Origin of the sequence: Pseudomonas sp. NFACC08-1 (assembly GCF_900106735.1) — a bacterium.
GTDB lineage: Bacteria > Pseudomonadota > Gammaproteobacteria > Pseudomonadales > Pseudomonadaceae > Aquipseudomonas > Aquipseudomonas fluorescens_Q.
Genome location: NZ_FNNL01000002.1, coordinates 140077 through 154502, shown reverse-complemented (window position 1 = coordinate 154502; position 14426 = coordinate 140077). Strand labels below are relative to the sequence as shown.

Annotated in this window: 14 protein-coding genes; 8 read left to right on the top strand and 6 right to left on the bottom strand. The window is 52.3% G+C overall.

The features are described from left to right. Positions 1–74: 74 nt before the first annotated feature. Together BLU76_RS32150 and hmgA are read left to right on the top strand one after the other, a co-directional pair. Positions 75–173, top strand: coding sequence for a TIGR02679 domain-containing protein (locus BLU76_RS32150; RefSeq protein ID WP_106215926.1), 99 nt, complete (start codon positions 75–77; stop codon positions 171–173). 932 nt (positions 174–1105) lie between these two features. After that, the gene (gene hmgA, locus BLU76_RS04505; protein ID WP_092151159.1) at positions 1106–2407 is read left to right on the top strand and encodes a homogentisate 1,2-dioxygenase; all 1302 of its coding nucleotides are present in this window, start codon (positions 1106–1108) and stop codon (positions 2405–2407) included. 141 nt (positions 2408–2548) lie between these two features. Here the strand turns inward: hmgA and BLU76_RS04500 are convergent, their stop codons facing one another. Continuing rightward, the gene (locus BLU76_RS04500) at positions 2549–3490 is read right to left on the bottom strand and encodes a LysR family transcriptional regulator (RefSeq protein WP_092151156.1); all 942 of its coding nucleotides are present in this window, start codon (positions 3488–3490) and stop codon (positions 2549–2551) included. 108 nt (positions 3491–3598) lie between these two features. Between BLU76_RS04500 and BLU76_RS04495 the strand changes: the two genes are divergently transcribed. From BLU76_RS04495 to BLU76_RS04475, 5 genes are all read left to right on the top strand, one after another. After that, the gene (locus tag BLU76_RS04495; protein WP_092151153.1) at positions 3599–4831 is read left to right on the top strand and encodes an FAD-dependent oxidoreductase; all 1233 of its coding nucleotides are present in this window, start codon (positions 3599–3601) and stop codon (positions 4829–4831) included. Positions 4832–4852: 21 nt separating this feature from the next. Continuing rightward, a complete protein-coding gene (locus tag BLU76_RS04490; protein ID WP_092151150.1) occupies positions 4853–5584 on the top strand; it encodes a class II aldolase/adducin family protein in 732 nt (243 codons plus the stop codon). Beyond that, positions 5581–6534 carry a 2-hydroxyacid dehydrogenase gene (locus BLU76_RS04485; RefSeq protein WP_218190053.1) on the top strand — a complete coding sequence of 318 codons (954 nt, stop codon included), beginning with the start codon at positions 5581–5583 and terminating at the stop codon, positions 6532–6534. The genes BLU76_RS04490 and BLU76_RS04485 overlap by 4 nt, the downstream gene beginning before the upstream one ends. Positions 6535–6747: 213 nt before the next feature. Beyond that, positions 6748–8181 carry an MFS transporter gene (locus BLU76_RS04480; protein ID WP_092151147.1) on the top strand — a complete coding sequence of 478 codons (1434 nt, stop codon included), beginning with the start codon at positions 6748–6750 and terminating at the stop codon, positions 8179–8181. Positions 8182–8785: 604 nt separating this feature from the next. After that, complete coding sequence (locus BLU76_RS04475; protein WP_092151144.1) at positions 8786–10063, top strand: OprD family porin; 1278 nt, start codon at positions 8786–8788, stop codon at positions 10061–10063. A gap of 651 nt (positions 10064–10714) precedes the next feature. Here BLU76_RS04475 and BLU76_RS04470 read toward each other — a convergent pair. The 4 genes from BLU76_RS04470 to BLU76_RS04455 are packed head-to-tail and all read right to left on the bottom strand — an operon-like array spanning position 10715 to position 12777. Continuing rightward, on the bottom strand, positions 10715–10909 hold the full coding sequence (locus BLU76_RS04470; RefSeq protein ID WP_047703585.1) for a DUF7740 domain-containing protein: 195 nt from the start codon (positions 10907–10909) through the stop codon (positions 10715–10717). A gap of 57 nt (positions 10910–10966) precedes the next feature. Beyond that, on the bottom strand, positions 10967–11398 hold the full coding sequence (locus BLU76_RS04465; RefSeq protein WP_092151141.1) for a GIY-YIG nuclease family protein: 432 nt from the start codon (positions 11396–11398) through the stop codon (positions 10967–10969). Between the two features lie 4 nt (positions 11399–11402). Continuing rightward, on the bottom strand, positions 11403–12110 hold the full coding sequence (locus BLU76_RS04460) for an RES family NAD+ phosphorylase (RefSeq protein WP_092151138.1): 708 nt from the start codon (positions 12108–12110) through the stop codon (positions 11403–11405). Then, positions 12103–12777, bottom strand: coding sequence for a hypothetical protein (locus BLU76_RS04455; protein WP_092151135.1), 675 nt, complete (start codon positions 12775–12777; stop codon positions 12103–12105). Before BLU76_RS04455 ends, BLU76_RS04460 begins: the two co-directional genes overlap by 8 nt. A 250-nt stretch (positions 12778–13027) precedes the next feature. Between BLU76_RS04455 and BLU76_RS31785 the strand changes: the two genes are divergently transcribed. Further along, complete coding sequence (locus tag BLU76_RS31785; protein WP_063321957.1) at positions 13028–13393, top strand: avidin-fold protein; 366 nt, start codon at positions 13028–13030, stop codon at positions 13391–13393. A gap of 454 nt (positions 13394–13847) precedes the next feature. On the opposite strand, the gene BLU76_RS04445 is transcribed toward BLU76_RS31785, so the two are convergent. Beyond that, on the bottom strand, positions 13848–14042 hold the full coding sequence (locus BLU76_RS04445; protein ID WP_063325127.1) for a DUF7740 domain-containing protein: 195 nt from the start codon (positions 14040–14042) through the stop codon (positions 13848–13850). Positions 14043–14426 lie beyond the last annotated feature (384 nt).

The window sequence follows — 14426 nt, the reverse complement described above, 5'->3', positions numbered from 1 at the left end:
GCCGATCAATTAAGCCTCAAACCCGTGGGAGCAAAGCTTGCTCGCGATTGCGGTGAGCCAGTCGACAACGCCAGTTGCTGAGAGCAGTTGACCGCGTGCTCCGCCGACTGCCCGAAAACGGACTGCCTCGCTCACAACTGGCCGCCGAAACCCTGGGCGATGCCCATGCGTAGGACGCCGGTCGTCCGGTAGCAAGCTTGGTACTGTCGGCATGGCGCCTGCACGAGCGCACGAAAGCCGCACGGAACGATGAAGCGACAGCCCAAAGCACAGTCGGTGCCGAAGAGCGTCTACGCGAAGTCTGCTTCCGAGAAGAACTTACTGGAACGAAAAAAAGAGGCCGAAGCCTCTTTTTTCAGTTTCTGCAAACTTCAATAGAAGCCTGTAGAACAATAATTGGAGCGGGAAACGAGACTCGCATCTGGTGTCCGACTCATTGAAATTTAAGGGGTTTCTTTTCTTGCCGAAGCAGGGAAAGACTTAATTCTGGACTTGTTTTTGGAGGGTATCAAGGGCCAAACAGGAGGGTGCTTCGGGCTACGCAATTTGGTTCGACCCACAGCCAGATCGGACGGCAAACAATCTCACACCGCCCATACACACGCCGACCGAGTAAAAGTTTCTGACATCCTCAACGCTGGCTGATTCGACAACCGAAACAGTTGCCGCAGAAACTACATCAGCGTCTCCAACCCAAAGACATGACATGTCATCACCGCCGCCGCCGAAGCTGCCCCGGATTGGTTGCAGTTAATCCAGCCACCAGAATTTCCCTATGCGCTGGATGACCACCCTGAAGATCTCTCTGAACAGCGCCCGTGCAGCTTGCTCCGCCAGCCATTGTCCTACCGAAATTCCCCCGATGCGAAATTAATCATTTTGCCCTGCTTGGCGGTCTCGTCACGGCCTTCTCTCGTCGAATGAGGAAAACGGAGACCAACCGCCTCTAGGGATTTCTTCAGGCTCTCGGTTTCTCTACGGTGGTTTCGTTAGGTCTGTCTGCGCAGATTTGAACGGCAATATCTTGACCGCACGCAACCCCGTAATTACGCTATGTGTAATCGTTTTACGCTAAGCATAACTTTTGAGTTTGCAGGAGGTAAAAATGAACCAGCCATCACACCAGCTCACCTACCAGTCAGGATTCGGTAACCATTTCTCCAGTGAGGCAGTGAAAGGAGCACTGCCGGAAGGCCAGAACTCTCCGCAGCGCGTGCCGCACGGGCTTTACGCTGAACTCTTCTCCGGTACTGCCTTCACGATGCCAAGGCACGAAAGCCGGAGGACATGGATGTATAGAATTCGACCATCTGCTGCACATCCATCGTTCAAGCCCATGCTTTCTCCAATCCCCGAGCCGGAGCTGGCTCCTGCGAATCCAAACCGGATGCGTTGGGACCCTCTTGCTGTGCCGACTGCACCGACCGACTTCCTGGACGGTTTGCGCGCCATGGTTGCCAATTCGAGCCTTGTCCATCCGAGCGGAGTGACGGTTTATCACTATGTTGCGAACCGTTCTATGGAACGTGTTTTCTACAACGCCGATGGGGAGATGCTGATCGTTCCCCAGAGCGGTCGTCTCATGTTGGTAACGGAGTTAGGTCGGATTGAACTCAGCCCCTTAGAAATCGCAGTGCTTCCTCGAGGGCTGAAATTGAAAGTTGAGCTCCTTGATCCAGAAGCCCAGGGTTATGTCGCGGAAAATCATGCTGCGCCGCTGCGTCTTCCAGATCTCGGCCCAATTGGCAGCAACGGTTTGGCCAATGCCCGTGACTTTCTCACGCCTGAAGCGTGGTTCGAACAACGTGAAGGGCTGACTCGATTGGTACAGAAGTTTCAAGGCAGTTTCTGGGAAACAGAGCTCGATCACTCTCCGTTCGACGTTGTCGCCTGGCATGGCAACAATGTTCCCTACAAATACGACTTAAGACATTTCAATGCGATCGGATCAATCAGTTACGACCATCCTGATCCTTCCATCTTCACCGTATTGACTTCACCCACCAGCGTGCCGGGCCTTGCAAATCTGGATTTTGTGATCTTCCCGCCGCGTTGGTTGGTAGCTGAAAATACGTTCCGTCCACCTTGGTTCCACCGCAACCTCATGAATGAATACATGGGGTTGATCGAAGGCGAGTACGACGCAAAAGCGGATGGCTTCAGTCCAGGTGGCGCTTCGCTCCACGCTTGCATGAGTGCCCATGGCCCGGATGCGCATACCTGTGAACAGGCGATCACTGCTTCTCTCCAGCCTCAGAAACTCAGCGGCACCATGGCCTTTATGTTTGAAACCTCGCAGGTTCTGCGACCTACGAAATTTGCCCTGAACAACCCCGCCTTACAGAGCAATTACGATGCATGTTGGCAAGGCTTGATCTCAAAGTACACACACCAAATTCTTGAATGAGCGAGCAGAAAATGAACAGTTGGGTATCTTCTGCAAATAGTCACGGCGATTTTCCGCTGACCAATTTACCTTACGGTGTCTTCAGTGTTGATGGAGGGTCAACTGCGCACAGGTGTCGCCATCGGCGATAGACGTCTATTTTCAATGGACGCTGATCTGGCTCAACCTCTGAAAATATGTCTCGATACTGTCCATGGTGTGCGTGGCTAATTCAGTCTTTTGCCGACCCTTTTTAGTCACAGCAAAATATTCAATCGGAACGACTGGGTCGATCAAAGGTTCAATCATGACGTTGTAACGCTCGCATGCCGAGACGACAAACCCCGGCAACGCTGCCACACCGTGGCCAGCTTCAACCATTCCGATGATGGTCTGGATATTTTGCAGGCCTCCCCCTAGAACGGGCGCGGCGTGAACACCGCTTAATTGATCATTAACCAGCTTTTGGATCGGGTTATCGGCGGGTAATGTCAGCAAGCGCTCGCCCGAAAAATCAGCCCATCTCGCTTGTTGCCCCAGACCCGAGCGCCGTCCGCGCTGACGGGAAGTCGTCTCATAACCCGCCCTGGAACAGATGCGTACCATCTGAAAAGTAGCTAGTAAACGCCGCTCGATACCTGCAGCAGGTTTAAAAAAAGCCCCCAGTCCCAAATCGATCTCGCCGGACTCGATGCCTTGCAGAATCTGTCGTCGATCGAGATCGCAGACATTGACCTGGACGCTAGGCTGGACTCGCCTGAATTCGTGTAACCAATCCGGGAGCACACTGGACGCAATCAATGGTGTCGCTGCCAACTCCAACCGTTGCCCGGCCACCGCAGAGAATTGGTCGATGTTGAACATGGCGCTCTCCCAGTCCGCCAACATACCTCGGACCGTCGGAAGCAATGCCTGCCCGGCCGGGGTAAGACTCACTGAACGAGTGGTGCGATCAAACAAACGAGCGCCAACTTGCGCCTCGAAATCTTTGAGCATGAGACTCAGGCCCGCTTGAGTTACGAAGATCTCTTCAGCCGCACGAGTGAAACTGCCCAATCGGGCGATAGCGAGAAAGGCTTGGAGCTGGCGGGTATTAACGTTCATTAGCAGCGCTTATTAATTGATTTGATAGTTTAACTTCAAATATAGATGCAGGTGAGGCTCAATTCTAGGGAGGCCAATCGGGCCGAACAATAAGAAAGGATAGAGCTCATGACCGCTCAACCTCTGCACGTGGTAATCGCTGGTGCCGGCATAGGAGGCTTATGCTGTGCACTCGCACTGCAGCGACGCGGCATTCGCGTCACAGTCCTGGAGCAAGCTCGCGAACTTGGTGAAGTTGGAGCTGGATTCCAAGTCAGTGCCAACGGGTCCCGCTGCCTTGCCGATATCGGCCTGGGCGAAGAAGTAAAGCAGTTGGCCACCCAGGCGGAAGGCAAGCAAATCAGGCTCTGGAATACTGGCCAGACCTGGAAGCTTTTTGACCTGGGTGCTGAATCGGTAGAGAAATACGGCTTTCCTTACTACCTGATGTACAGGCCAGACTTGCATGCACTGATGGTTCGTCATGTGCGTCAACGCCAGCCGGACGCGATTCGGCTAGGCACCAAAGTTATCGGTTTCACCCAAGGCGCAGAGGGCGTCAACGTCGAGGTCGAAAATGGCGAGACCATCCGTGGCGACATCCTCATTGGCGCCGATGGTGTCCATTCTCGTATCCGACGTGCAATGTTTGGCGAAAGCAGTGCGCAGTTCACCGGTTGTGTAGCCTGGCGTGGCCTAGTACCGCGCGAAAATCTGCCGCCACATTTGAATGCCAATCTGGGTACTAATTGGGTCGGGCCCGGTGCTCACGTCATACATTACCCTCTGCGCGAAGGTAAGCTCGTAAACTTTGTAGGCATCATCGAGCGCAGTGACTGGCAAGTTGAGTCATGGACTGAGAAAGGTAGTGTTGAGGAATGCTTAAACGACTTCAGAAACTGGCACGACGATGTCCAGCGTCTCATAAAAGGTATTGATCAACCTTACAAATGGGCGCTGCTAAGTCGCCAGCCAATGGAAAACTGGACCTTGGGTCGCGCAACTCTTCTTGGGGATGCATGTCATCCGACGCTCCCTTTCTTGGCCCAAGGTGCCGTTATGGCGTTGGAGGACGGCGTAGTACTAGCTCGTTGTCTCGCGGCGCATCGCAATGATCCAGCGACAGGTCTGTTGCGATATCAGGCGCTGCGACTGGAGCGTACCTCGCGCATTGTTCGCGGATCGGCAGCCAATGGCGAGCGGTTTCACAATTCGCTTTTGGCCGATGCTGCCGAGGCGAGCCGTTATGTCTCTGCTGAGTGGAACGAAGAAAGCGTAAGACAGCGTTATGAGTGGCTGTTTAGCTACGACGCCACTGCTGTCGATGTAACGAATGAATCAAGTACCCCAGTTGAGAGCTGATTCCATTTAGGGAGTTAATAAATGAACAATAATAATTTGCCGGAATTAATTCATGATCTGGTGCATGCCTTTCAAATCCTCGCAATGGACGGGCAAGGAAGCGGGATCTCGGGTCATCTGACCGCCCGCTTGCCTGGTGCGAAAACCTTTTGGAGCATTCCCTACGGCTTCGGTTTTGAAGAGGCTACGGCGGACGACCTCATTGAATCAGATTTCGATCTGCGGACTGTCACGGGAACCCTACCCTGCAATCCGACGCTGAACATTCACACCGAAATCTATGAGGCTCGACCAGAGGTCTGCTGCATTCTGCATACACATTCCGAGGCTGCCCTGGCGCTGGGCGTTGTAGGTAGCAATCTTGAACCTGTCACGCAGAGCGGTGCCTTGTTCTACGAGGATATCGTACTATTCGACGAATTCGACGGTATCGTGCTGGACAAAAAAGAAGGCGCAAGCATTGCTACGCATCTGGGCAGCAATCGGGCCATTCTGCTGCGGAACCATGGCTCTGTGGTGGTTGGGGATTCCATACCAGAAACCACCATCGCAGCCACCGTCCTTGAGTTTGCAGCCCGCGTGCAATTGCAAGCCATGGCTGTTGGCACAGCAAAGCAGCTTCCGCCGGAGGAAGCACGGCAGGCCAAGGCATTTTTGCAGCGCCCAGATGTCGTAGATCTGCGATGGAAACTCCTCGTACGCCAAGTTAGGCGTCATAACCCCGAATTCAGCTTCAACAGAAACCTTGTATGACTTCCTTTGAAGCGGGAAATCAAAAGGTTTTGATGCTGCTCACTTCGGACTTCGTCAAAAGTCGATACGAAGAATTAAGAGCTCGGGCGCCCATGCTGCAGATTATCACTGAGCTGGGCACGGAACCTGATCCAGACGTAACCGCATTGTTCTCATTTAAGTTGCCATCTGGTATCGCGCCGCGCTTGCCGAACCTGCGCCTGGCGGCCTCTGTTGGGGCTGGTGCAGATGGCATACTTGCGGCGCAGGATCTTCCGGAGAATGTTCGAGTTACACGCGTGATGGACCCAGGTCTAGGGCTAAGCATGGCGCAATATGTGGCTCTGCAGATCTTGGCTCGATTTCGGTCATTGTCCAAACTGCAAACCCAGCACTTGGCCGGCGAGTGGAGAAGGATCCCAGTGCCTGACGCCAGTAAGGTGACGGTCGGCATCATGGGCTTGGGTAGCATTGGCGCTGTGGTAGCTAGAGTGGTCGGAGAGTTGGGTTTCAGAGTAATTGGATGGACACGCTCTGATACGCGCGCAGTGAACGTGCCGGTATTCACTGGCAAACGTAACATCCAGCCGTTTCTTGAACAGTGTGATTACCTGGTATGTCTACTTCCATTCACGACAGAGACCGCAGGCCTGATTGATCACTCACTGTTGTCGAAGCTGCCGAAGGAAAGCTATGTGATCAACGTAGCGCGTGGAGGCATTGTAGTTGAGTCTGACCTGTTGAAATTGATCGACGACGGTCACCTAAGCGGCGCCGCCCTCGATGTGTTTGAAACCGAACCTTTACATCCGACTAGCGCGTTTTGGCGGCGCGAGGAAGTGTTGGTTACTCCTCATATTGCGGCCCAGCCTTCGGTGATGTCTGCTGTAGAGCAATTCATAGACAACCTAAGACGCTTGACAACCGGCGAGCCTTTGACAGGCGAAATTGACAGGTCACAAGGTTACTGACTGTGTCATTTTACAGAACATGAAAACTGCATTAATCGGAATTTGATTCAATCCCCCAATTTTGTGGGAAAGAATCTCAGAAACCCATTTCATTCAGCGCACCGATCCGCAATGGTCGGGCGGAGGGCTTAAAAATGATGTCTGAATCAGATCATTGAAGGCGGTAAATTGAGCGTGTATTGACCGCAAATTATCCGGTAGAGGCAGGCTGGAATGGCAGTGACCATTCCATGCCAGCATTTTCGTCAGAGCCTCGTGCTGTTAATTCGACAAAAACAAGAAATCACAAGCGGAGACTACACAATGGACAGTGCAACTTATGCACAAGAACATCTTGCGCCTGCAGTAAATCGTGCCGACCTAGACGAAGCGGTAAAAAAAGCCTTTCGACACCTCCTGCCGTTGCTCTTTGCCTGTTATGTAATGGCCTACATCGATCGAATAAATTTCGGTTTTGCCGCCATTACAATGAATAGCGACCTGGGCGTAACGCTCACGCAATTTGGGCTGGCTGGCACGCTGTTTTACGCAGCGTATTTTTTCTTCGAAGTTCCAAGTAATCTATTGCTTGTTCGCTTTGGGGCTCGGCGTTGGATTGCCCGAATCATGATCTCGTGGGGTGTGGCGTCCATGGCCACCTGTCTTGCGACAGGCCCTTGGGGACTCTATATTGCGCGGGTGGTACTGGGTATCGCCGAGGCGGGTTTCTTACCAGGAGTCCTGCTTTACCTTACTTTCTGGATTCCAGCATCCAAGCGGGGCCGGGCAAATGCGCTATTTATGACCGCTCAGCCAGCTGCAATCATGCTAGGTTCACCTCTGTCAGGATTGATACTGGCTTCGATGGACGGATATCTGGGAATGCATGGTTGGCAGTGGATGTTCATCATTGAAGCTCTTCCAACCGTTGTCCTTGGACTTATTGTTCTCAAATATTTGCCGGACGGACCTAAGAAGGCACGCTGGCTTACACAGTCTCAAAGCGACGCTCTTGTAGCCGAGCTGGCGTCTGAGAAAGTTACCGGGCAAGTGGAAAAAAGTAAGGTCTCATTTAAATCATTTGTTAACTTCCCTTTCGTCACAGTTTGCGTTGCCAACCTTTTTATGGTCGCAAGTTTGAGCACTCTAGGAACTTGGTCGCCCTTAATTATCAAGGATATTTACAATGGCTCCAGTGTTTTGAATGTCGGACTTGCGGCTGCGTTTCCAGGATTAGCAGCAATCATTATGATGCCACTACTTTGTGCATCTTCTGATCGCAAACAAGAGCGCGCAGGTCATTTCGCGTTTGCCGCAACCCTCTCAGCACTGGGGTGGTTCGCCAGCACCCAAACGGGTAACCCTGGGCTCCAGTTGGTTGGCTTAATTGCTGCGACAGCGGGTGGTTTTTCGGCAATGGCGTTACTTTGGACAGTTCCCCCGACTATGCTTTCGCGCTTGGCTAGGCCCTTGGGAATAGGCGTAATGACGAGTTGCGGGATTCTAGGCTCGGTCATCAGTCCCACGATAAATGGCATACTGCGGCAGGCAACTGGGAGCTACGTGGCTACCGGTTGGCTTGGCGTGTTCTGGATGGGAGCAGCAGCGGTTTTGATCGTCATTGCGGTTAAGAGGCAGAAGCAAATGACTCGTTCTCAAGCCGATTGAATTCCAATGAAGGCCTTAGCATAGGAATACGGTTTTGATTGGGGCACCCGTTAGAATCCAAAACAAGAAGCCTTTATTCATAGGTTGATGCAGGTCGTTATATTTAATGGCGCCAGCCCCGATGGCCTGCAGCATAAGGGCATGAATATGTATTCCCCGGGATCAATAACGAATAATGCAGAAGCTCATTCTATTGATGGCTTTAGCACCCATTTCAACGGGACATAAGCAGATTTTTTATTCTGCTCTGCTCATCGCCGAATTGAAGGTCCAACTTTAGTTGAGGGGTAATCGAAATTGCGGAAAAGACCTCATCACGTCCTCCGCCTGGATCGCTGATTTTGCTTATCATGATGTTATGAAAGATTGATTCGGAGATTTTTTTGCAAACGGCCTCCCGTTAGAGACAGCTCATGCCTGCGCATGCGTGGGGTCCTCTAAAAATCTTCGAGAACACGAGGGATAGATTCAGACCAACATACATACACCGGCAATCAAACACAGAAATACCGAAAAAAACAATAAAGCTTGAATTTATACGCACTCAATATCGCAAGAACAATAACAATCATTGTGAGAACATAGAATGCGACACTCTATAAGTATGCTTGGCGTCTTCGCACGTCGATTTCTGAACCGCTCAGTCTTGCTGGTTTGCGTGGGCTCCCCGTTCGATGGTCAAGCCGCTGAGAACGTCGGTTTTTTGGAGAGTTCTTCCGCAACTATCAATTTGCGAAACGCATACATTAATCGAAACTTTACCAATCCTTCCTACCCTAGCAAAGCCAATCCACAGAACAAGGCAGAGGAATGGACTCAGAGCTTCATCCTTGATGCCCGCTCTGGGTATACGCCAGGTCCGGTTGGATTTGGGGTTGATTTATTGGGGCTTTATTCTCAGAAGCTTGACGGTGGCAAGGGCACCGGAGGCACTCAACTTTTGCCGATCCATGACGACGGCCGTCCAGCAGATGACTTTGGCCGCCTGGGGGGCGCGCTGAAAGCGAAAGTATCACAAACTGAAGTGAAGGTAGGTGAGTGGATGCCCTTGCTGCCGATACTACGCTCTGATGATGGCCGATCCTTGCCGCAAACCTTTCGCGGCGGCCAAGTGACCTCCAGGGAGATGGCCGGCCTCACACTTTACGGTGGCCAGTTCCGAGGTAACAGCCCGCGCAACGACGCAAGCATGGAAGATATGTACATAAACAGTAAACCCGCGTCCACTTCGGATCGTTTTAACTTCGGCGGAGCCGAATATAGTTTTAATGACAAGCGTACGCAGATAGGCTTGTGGTACGCAGAGCTGAGTGACATCTACCACCAGCAGTTCGTCAACCTCACTCATAGCCAGCCGGCAGGCGACTGGATACTTGGGGCGAACGTAGGTTTTTTTAACGGCAAGGAAGACGGAAAAGCACTGGCCGGCAGTCTAGACAACAAGACCGCTTTCGCTCTGCTATCTGCCAAGTACGGTGGCAACACTTTCTACCTGGGCCTTCAGAAACTAACCGGCGACAGTCCATGGCTGCGTGTGAATGGAACCAATGGCGGAACCGTGGCCAATGATACCTTCAACGGTAGTTTTGATAACGCACAAGAGCGCTCATGGCAGGTGCGACACAATTTCGACTTTGCTGTGTTAGGGATTCCGGGGCTGACTCTGATGAATCGATATATCAGCGGAGATAATGTACGTAGCGGATTGGTAGTGGACGGAAAAGAATGGGTTCGAGAATCGGAATTAATTTACGTGGTGCAGTCCGGCACGCTGAAAAATCTTAATATTCGATGGCGGAACGCAAGCGTTCGGAGGGATTTTAATACCAATGAATTTGATGAAAATCGCATTATCATAAATTACCCTATTTCCCTTCGATAAATATTTATTTCCAGTATTCATTACTGAGCGCGGTATTTAGATACGCCGCGCTCTCAGAGGTTGTCGGATAGCCTAGCGAATTTCTCAACTAGATTTTTCTGTTTGTAGCTGGCAACACCCTCTGTGCGGATATAACACCCTTGGTGCTCCGATGTCCGCTTTGAGTCAACTCTGTTGAAAAAGTCAGATTTTCAGCGCTCTGAACTCAGATACAACCACTCGCCTAAGGATTCTCCGATCAAGTCAGTACAGGTCAGATGAGCTGTGCTGACTTGATCGGAGAATCCTTAAGCAACAGTATCGGCCTGAGAAGGTGGGCAGCCTTCACTAGTTAAAACTCACCGATTCAGGGCTTCATGGCTCGATGAAAATGGGCCTATCTGCCAACCGGCAACAAGGCAACAAGGCAACAAGGCAACAAGGCAACAATGAGGCCGCATGCCCCTGAAGGACATTCTAGCGATGTCGAAATCGCACGCCATCAACCAGCTGGAACACTGCTGATCAGTTAGTAATCACACCGTGGAAATCAAGCTACTCCGGGGCGCGTAGAGCTTTATCCACAGATATACCCACGCTTTTCGTGAATAACTTTACGGCTCGCTTCCGAGAGCTATCTCGAAAGCTGCACGCGCCACAGACGGTTGATTTTCAGTTATCCAGGTTCTCTGCCAGAAATCCAACCAGATCAAGAGGACTTCGGCTGTCGATTACCTTGTAGATCAGGTCGCGTTTGCTGCGCGGCAACTTCTTGACCACGCTCTTCGCTGAAGCCCTGACGGCCTCGTCTGTTCCATGGATACGCGCTGCCAGGAGCAGCACGAGCGTAGCGTCAGTAAGGTTCATTGCTAGACCCAAAAATGATGCACCGCAGTGTACCCACTCTTCTTGTACTGGAGCGTCTCAGCATGAAAGCCTGACTTTGCCTCCGAATCGATAGGCGCCGCTTTTTTCTTTCACCCTTTCAATTGCCCGTGCCTCGTCCCGGGTCGTGGTAGGCGTTATGAGAATATGACACTTCTCTTCCAGATAGCATTGCCGGCCAGCCTCGGTCTGCAAGTCATAACCCGAGACCTGCCCTGAGAAGAAAAGATGCTTGGCGAGGATCGACTGCTTGCTTACAACGTCAGAGGGGTTACTCCATTCACCTCCATCCTTGAGCTTCAAGCGAGACTGCCTCGACTGTCGGTGCTGTATAAGCCTTTTACGAAGATTAACGCTGATGCCCACCTTTAGAATCTCGCCCTGGTCAGTGACGATCTCATAAAGACCAGGGGCCGTAGGCACGGCCGCTTCGATCTCAGAGAAACGAATCACGGGACACTGTTCGAGCATTCGTTCAGTTTTTCCCTGCAATGACGGCGACACCAATCCGATCTGCCAGATCGAGCACTGCGTCGTAGACAATAGGATCGTCTACCAGGCTGCGCGAAACACCCTGTGGACGAAGCGAACCTCCGGGAATACGGTCACCAAAAAGAACCACAGCTCGTGCAGAATCGTCTTGCCTGGATACCCAATACAAGCCTTGCGCATCCGGGCATTGGCGATGGATCGCTTCGGCCCATTTGCGCGTCGCCGGGTACTGATCCTTCTCAGTGTCGATCAACTGCCTACGGGTGATGCCCAATTTGCGCAGGGGAACGCTGGACAGATCGACCAATTGCAACGGTTGATCGATCTGGACAGCGGAGTGCACCTGTCCAGCTAGCTTTCCTTTATCGAAACTCTTGAAGCCTGGCGTATGGGGAACATCGTTAAAGACGGTCTCCATCAAGGCACACTCTATTGTCGTACCACCATATAACGTTGGAATCGCCTGCCCTTGATCATTCTGGATCGGGCTGAAGCGTGCATTGCCCTGCACGCCTGGATTGAATTGATCTGGCTGGTATTTGTCGTGGTGCACGCGATGGAGCACCTCGCCTTTAGCCATTTCAGTGAACGTGACGTGCAGCGTAGCCTCAGGCGCCGGAGTCGCGGATGCCGCCGAATCATCCGACGGCGGAGCCTCACGTTCACTGCCCTTAGCACTGCGCTTAGCCATGGGCGATGCCTTGAATCTCATCCAGTGCCGCGTCGATCACTCGGTCAGGCGCCGATGCCAATAGGTCTTGGGGCTTTTTGCCGCCCAAAAAACTGTTGTCTGAACGGAACCAGTAAGCCATACCCCAGCTGTCCTTGTGCCCCTCGAAAACCTCAATGACTTTGGCCAGCGCCTTCGACGGCCGGTAGCTTGCATCCGGGTCCAGACCGTAACCGGGGAAATAGTCGACCCCACCATGATTGATAGCGAAGATCTGACCTTGCTTTTTCCACTTGTTGGGCTGGGCGCTGGGGTTTCGGGTACTTAACTGCGCCACTTGTGCGATGTCGGCTGCGGTTAGCCAGTCGCCACTCTCCAAGACCGCCTTGCGAGCTTGGACCAGCATCGCCGCCTCCTTGAGCAAACGGGGCGAAGGCGGCTTACGCGTAACAAAGACTTCGGCCAATCGCTCCAGGGAATTCAAGTCTTGGCGCTCCTGCAAAACCTCGTACATCGAGGACGCCACATTTGCGAAATTCTCAGCCAATGCTTCGAAAACGTTGGGTTTGATGTGATCGAAAGACACGACCAGCACTCGATCCGCATGCGAGCGGCTCAGGCGGGCCCGTACCTCTTTGGGCGTGCCGACCAAAGTGGAAACGCCCGATTGGTCTAAAACGACGCTCATGGAAATCACCCTACAGGGTTATTTAGGTTATCTAATCCTAGCATATCTTCTGTAACTCTGAGCCTTATCATTTGGTAGATTCAAAAGACTCGCTTGGGAGGAAAGTAAACGGCCAGTGAACCCATCTGCCCGTATCGCTGGGACTCGCGCTCCCCTGATAGCCAAGGCACTGCCTTGATGAGGCGCGACAAAAAGGCCTAGGATCGCCGAAGGCTGGAAATGAAAATCTCAACTAAGGACGTGAGTTAATATGGAAGTCCCCTTTTCCCAAATCAGTGAGCGTTTGAATAATCGCCGATTTACCGTAGCGGACAACTCCCACGGGGTATCCGGTGCGGGCACAGTGTTTCACTACCACATCGAGGGAGAGTCCATTTCGAGTACATACCAAGGTGGCCGGATTCGCATCGGTCATCAGGTTGGGCGCGTGACGGGGCCCGATACCATTGAGCTTCTGTTTCATTGCCTAACTACAGAAGGCGAAATTCTTGCTGGCTGGTCTCGTGGCACGGTAGGTGCTGATCACGAGGGGCGTACCACTCTTACCTTTGTATGGGGTTGGTTGTCGGGGGCGACCGGGGGTGGGGAGTCTAGCTATATCGAGCTCGCCGCATAACTGCCGAGAATGTTTCGAGCGGCCTGAGACCGGCCACACGCCCAGTGATCATCCGGGCGGCGCGGAGTCTCTACGAGGTGGACCCATTCTATTCAGAGAGGCTGATCAGGAAGCAAGAGCTGTTAGGCAGACGCTTACCTCTGATCGTCGCTCGAAGTCGATTGAGAAGAAAAAGCCCCGCTCCCAATAAACAAAAAACCCGGCACGAAGGCCGGGTTACCCACTTCTCCAAAACGCAGCCCCCGAATGAGAGGGATGGAGGGCTGACAGAAGAATACGGGGGCGAGATTATTGCCAAATGGAGACCCCCTTCGCAATAAAAACCGGCCATCCATGATGAATATCACCATTTGCGTGCTCTCTAGACACTCGCTCTCACCTCACCAAGCTGACCGGCAATAGGCTGCGCAAAAGGGTCAGTTAAACCAGAAAGAATTTTATCGCTGAACATCCATCAATCATCGAGATTCTCTGCCAGAAAACCCACGAGATGGAGCGGGCTCCGGCTGTCAATCACCTTGTAGATCAGATCACGTTTGCTGCGCGGTAACTTCTTGACCACGCTCTTCGCCGAAGCCCTGACGGCTTCGTCTGTTCCATGAATACGTGCCGCGAGCAGCAGTACGAGCGTGGCATCTGTGAGGTTCATGGCGAGACCCGATCTAAAATTCGCACCGCAGTGTACCGACACTTTCCTTTTTCGTACCAGCATACGCACCCAACAAAACGGCACTAGGATAGATCGATATTCCGATTGCCACACAAAGGGACACGCGGAAAAACGGCGGGTAAGGACTGGAAGGGAAAAGGAACTCAAGGGTAAGAGCCCTATCCGAAAAAGCTAAAAGACCACTGTCCCAGCCATTTCCAAGAGGCCACTAACTACACCTCACCGCAAGAACATCAAATTTCAGGCAAAAAAAAGCCACTCATCTGAGTGGCTTTTTTTTGAATCTTGGAGCGGGAAACGAGACTCGTATCTGGCGTCCGACTCCTTGAAATCTAAGGGTTTTGTTTTCTTGTCGGAGCAGGA

Coding starts and splice junctions, on each gene's coding strand:
- hmgA (WP_092151159.1), top strand. CDS start 1,106: ATGAACCAGCCATCACACCAGCTCACCTACCAGTCAGGATTCGGTAAC.
- BLU76_RS04500 (WP_092151156.1), bottom strand. CDS start 3,490: ATGAACGTTAATACCCGCCAGCTCCAAGCCTTTCTCGCTATCGCCCGA.
- BLU76_RS04495 (WP_092151153.1), top strand. CDS start 3,599: ATGACCGCTCAACCTCTGCACGTGGTAATCGCTGGTGCCGGCATAGGA.
- BLU76_RS04490 (WP_092151150.1), top strand. CDS start 4,853: ATGAACAATAATAATTTGCCGGAATTAATTCATGATCTGGTGCATGCC.
- BLU76_RS04485 (WP_218190053.1), top strand. CDS start 5,581: ATGACTTCCTTTGAAGCGGGAAATCAAAAGGTTTTGATGCTGCTCACT.
- BLU76_RS04480 (WP_092151147.1), top strand. CDS start 6,748: ATGGCAGTGACCATTCCATGCCAGCATTTTCGTCAGAGCCTCGTGCTG.
- BLU76_RS04475 (WP_092151144.1), top strand. CDS start 8,786: ATGCTTGGCGTCTTCGCACGTCGATTTCTGAACCGCTCAGTCTTGCTG.
- BLU76_RS04470 (WP_047703585.1), bottom strand. CDS start 10,909: ATGAACCTTACTGACGCTACGCTCGTGCTGCTCCTGGCAGCGCGTATC.
- BLU76_RS04465 (WP_092151141.1), bottom strand. CDS start 11,398: ATGCTCGAACAGTGTCCCGTGATTCGTTTCTCTGAGATCGAAGCGGCC.
- BLU76_RS04460 (WP_092151138.1), bottom strand. CDS start 12,110: ATGGCTAAGCGCAGTGCTAAGGGCAGTGAACGTGAGGCTCCGCCGTCG.
- BLU76_RS04455 (WP_092151135.1), bottom strand. CDS start 12,777: ATGAGCGTCGTTTTAGACCAATCGGGCGTTTCCACTTTGGTCGGCACG.
- BLU76_RS31785 (WP_063321957.1), top strand. CDS start 13,028: ATGGAAGTCCCCTTTTCCCAAATCAGTGAGCGTTTGAATAATCGCCGA.
- BLU76_RS04445 (WP_063325127.1), bottom strand. CDS start 14,042: ATGAACCTCACAGATGCCACGCTCGTACTGCTGCTCGCGGCACGTATT.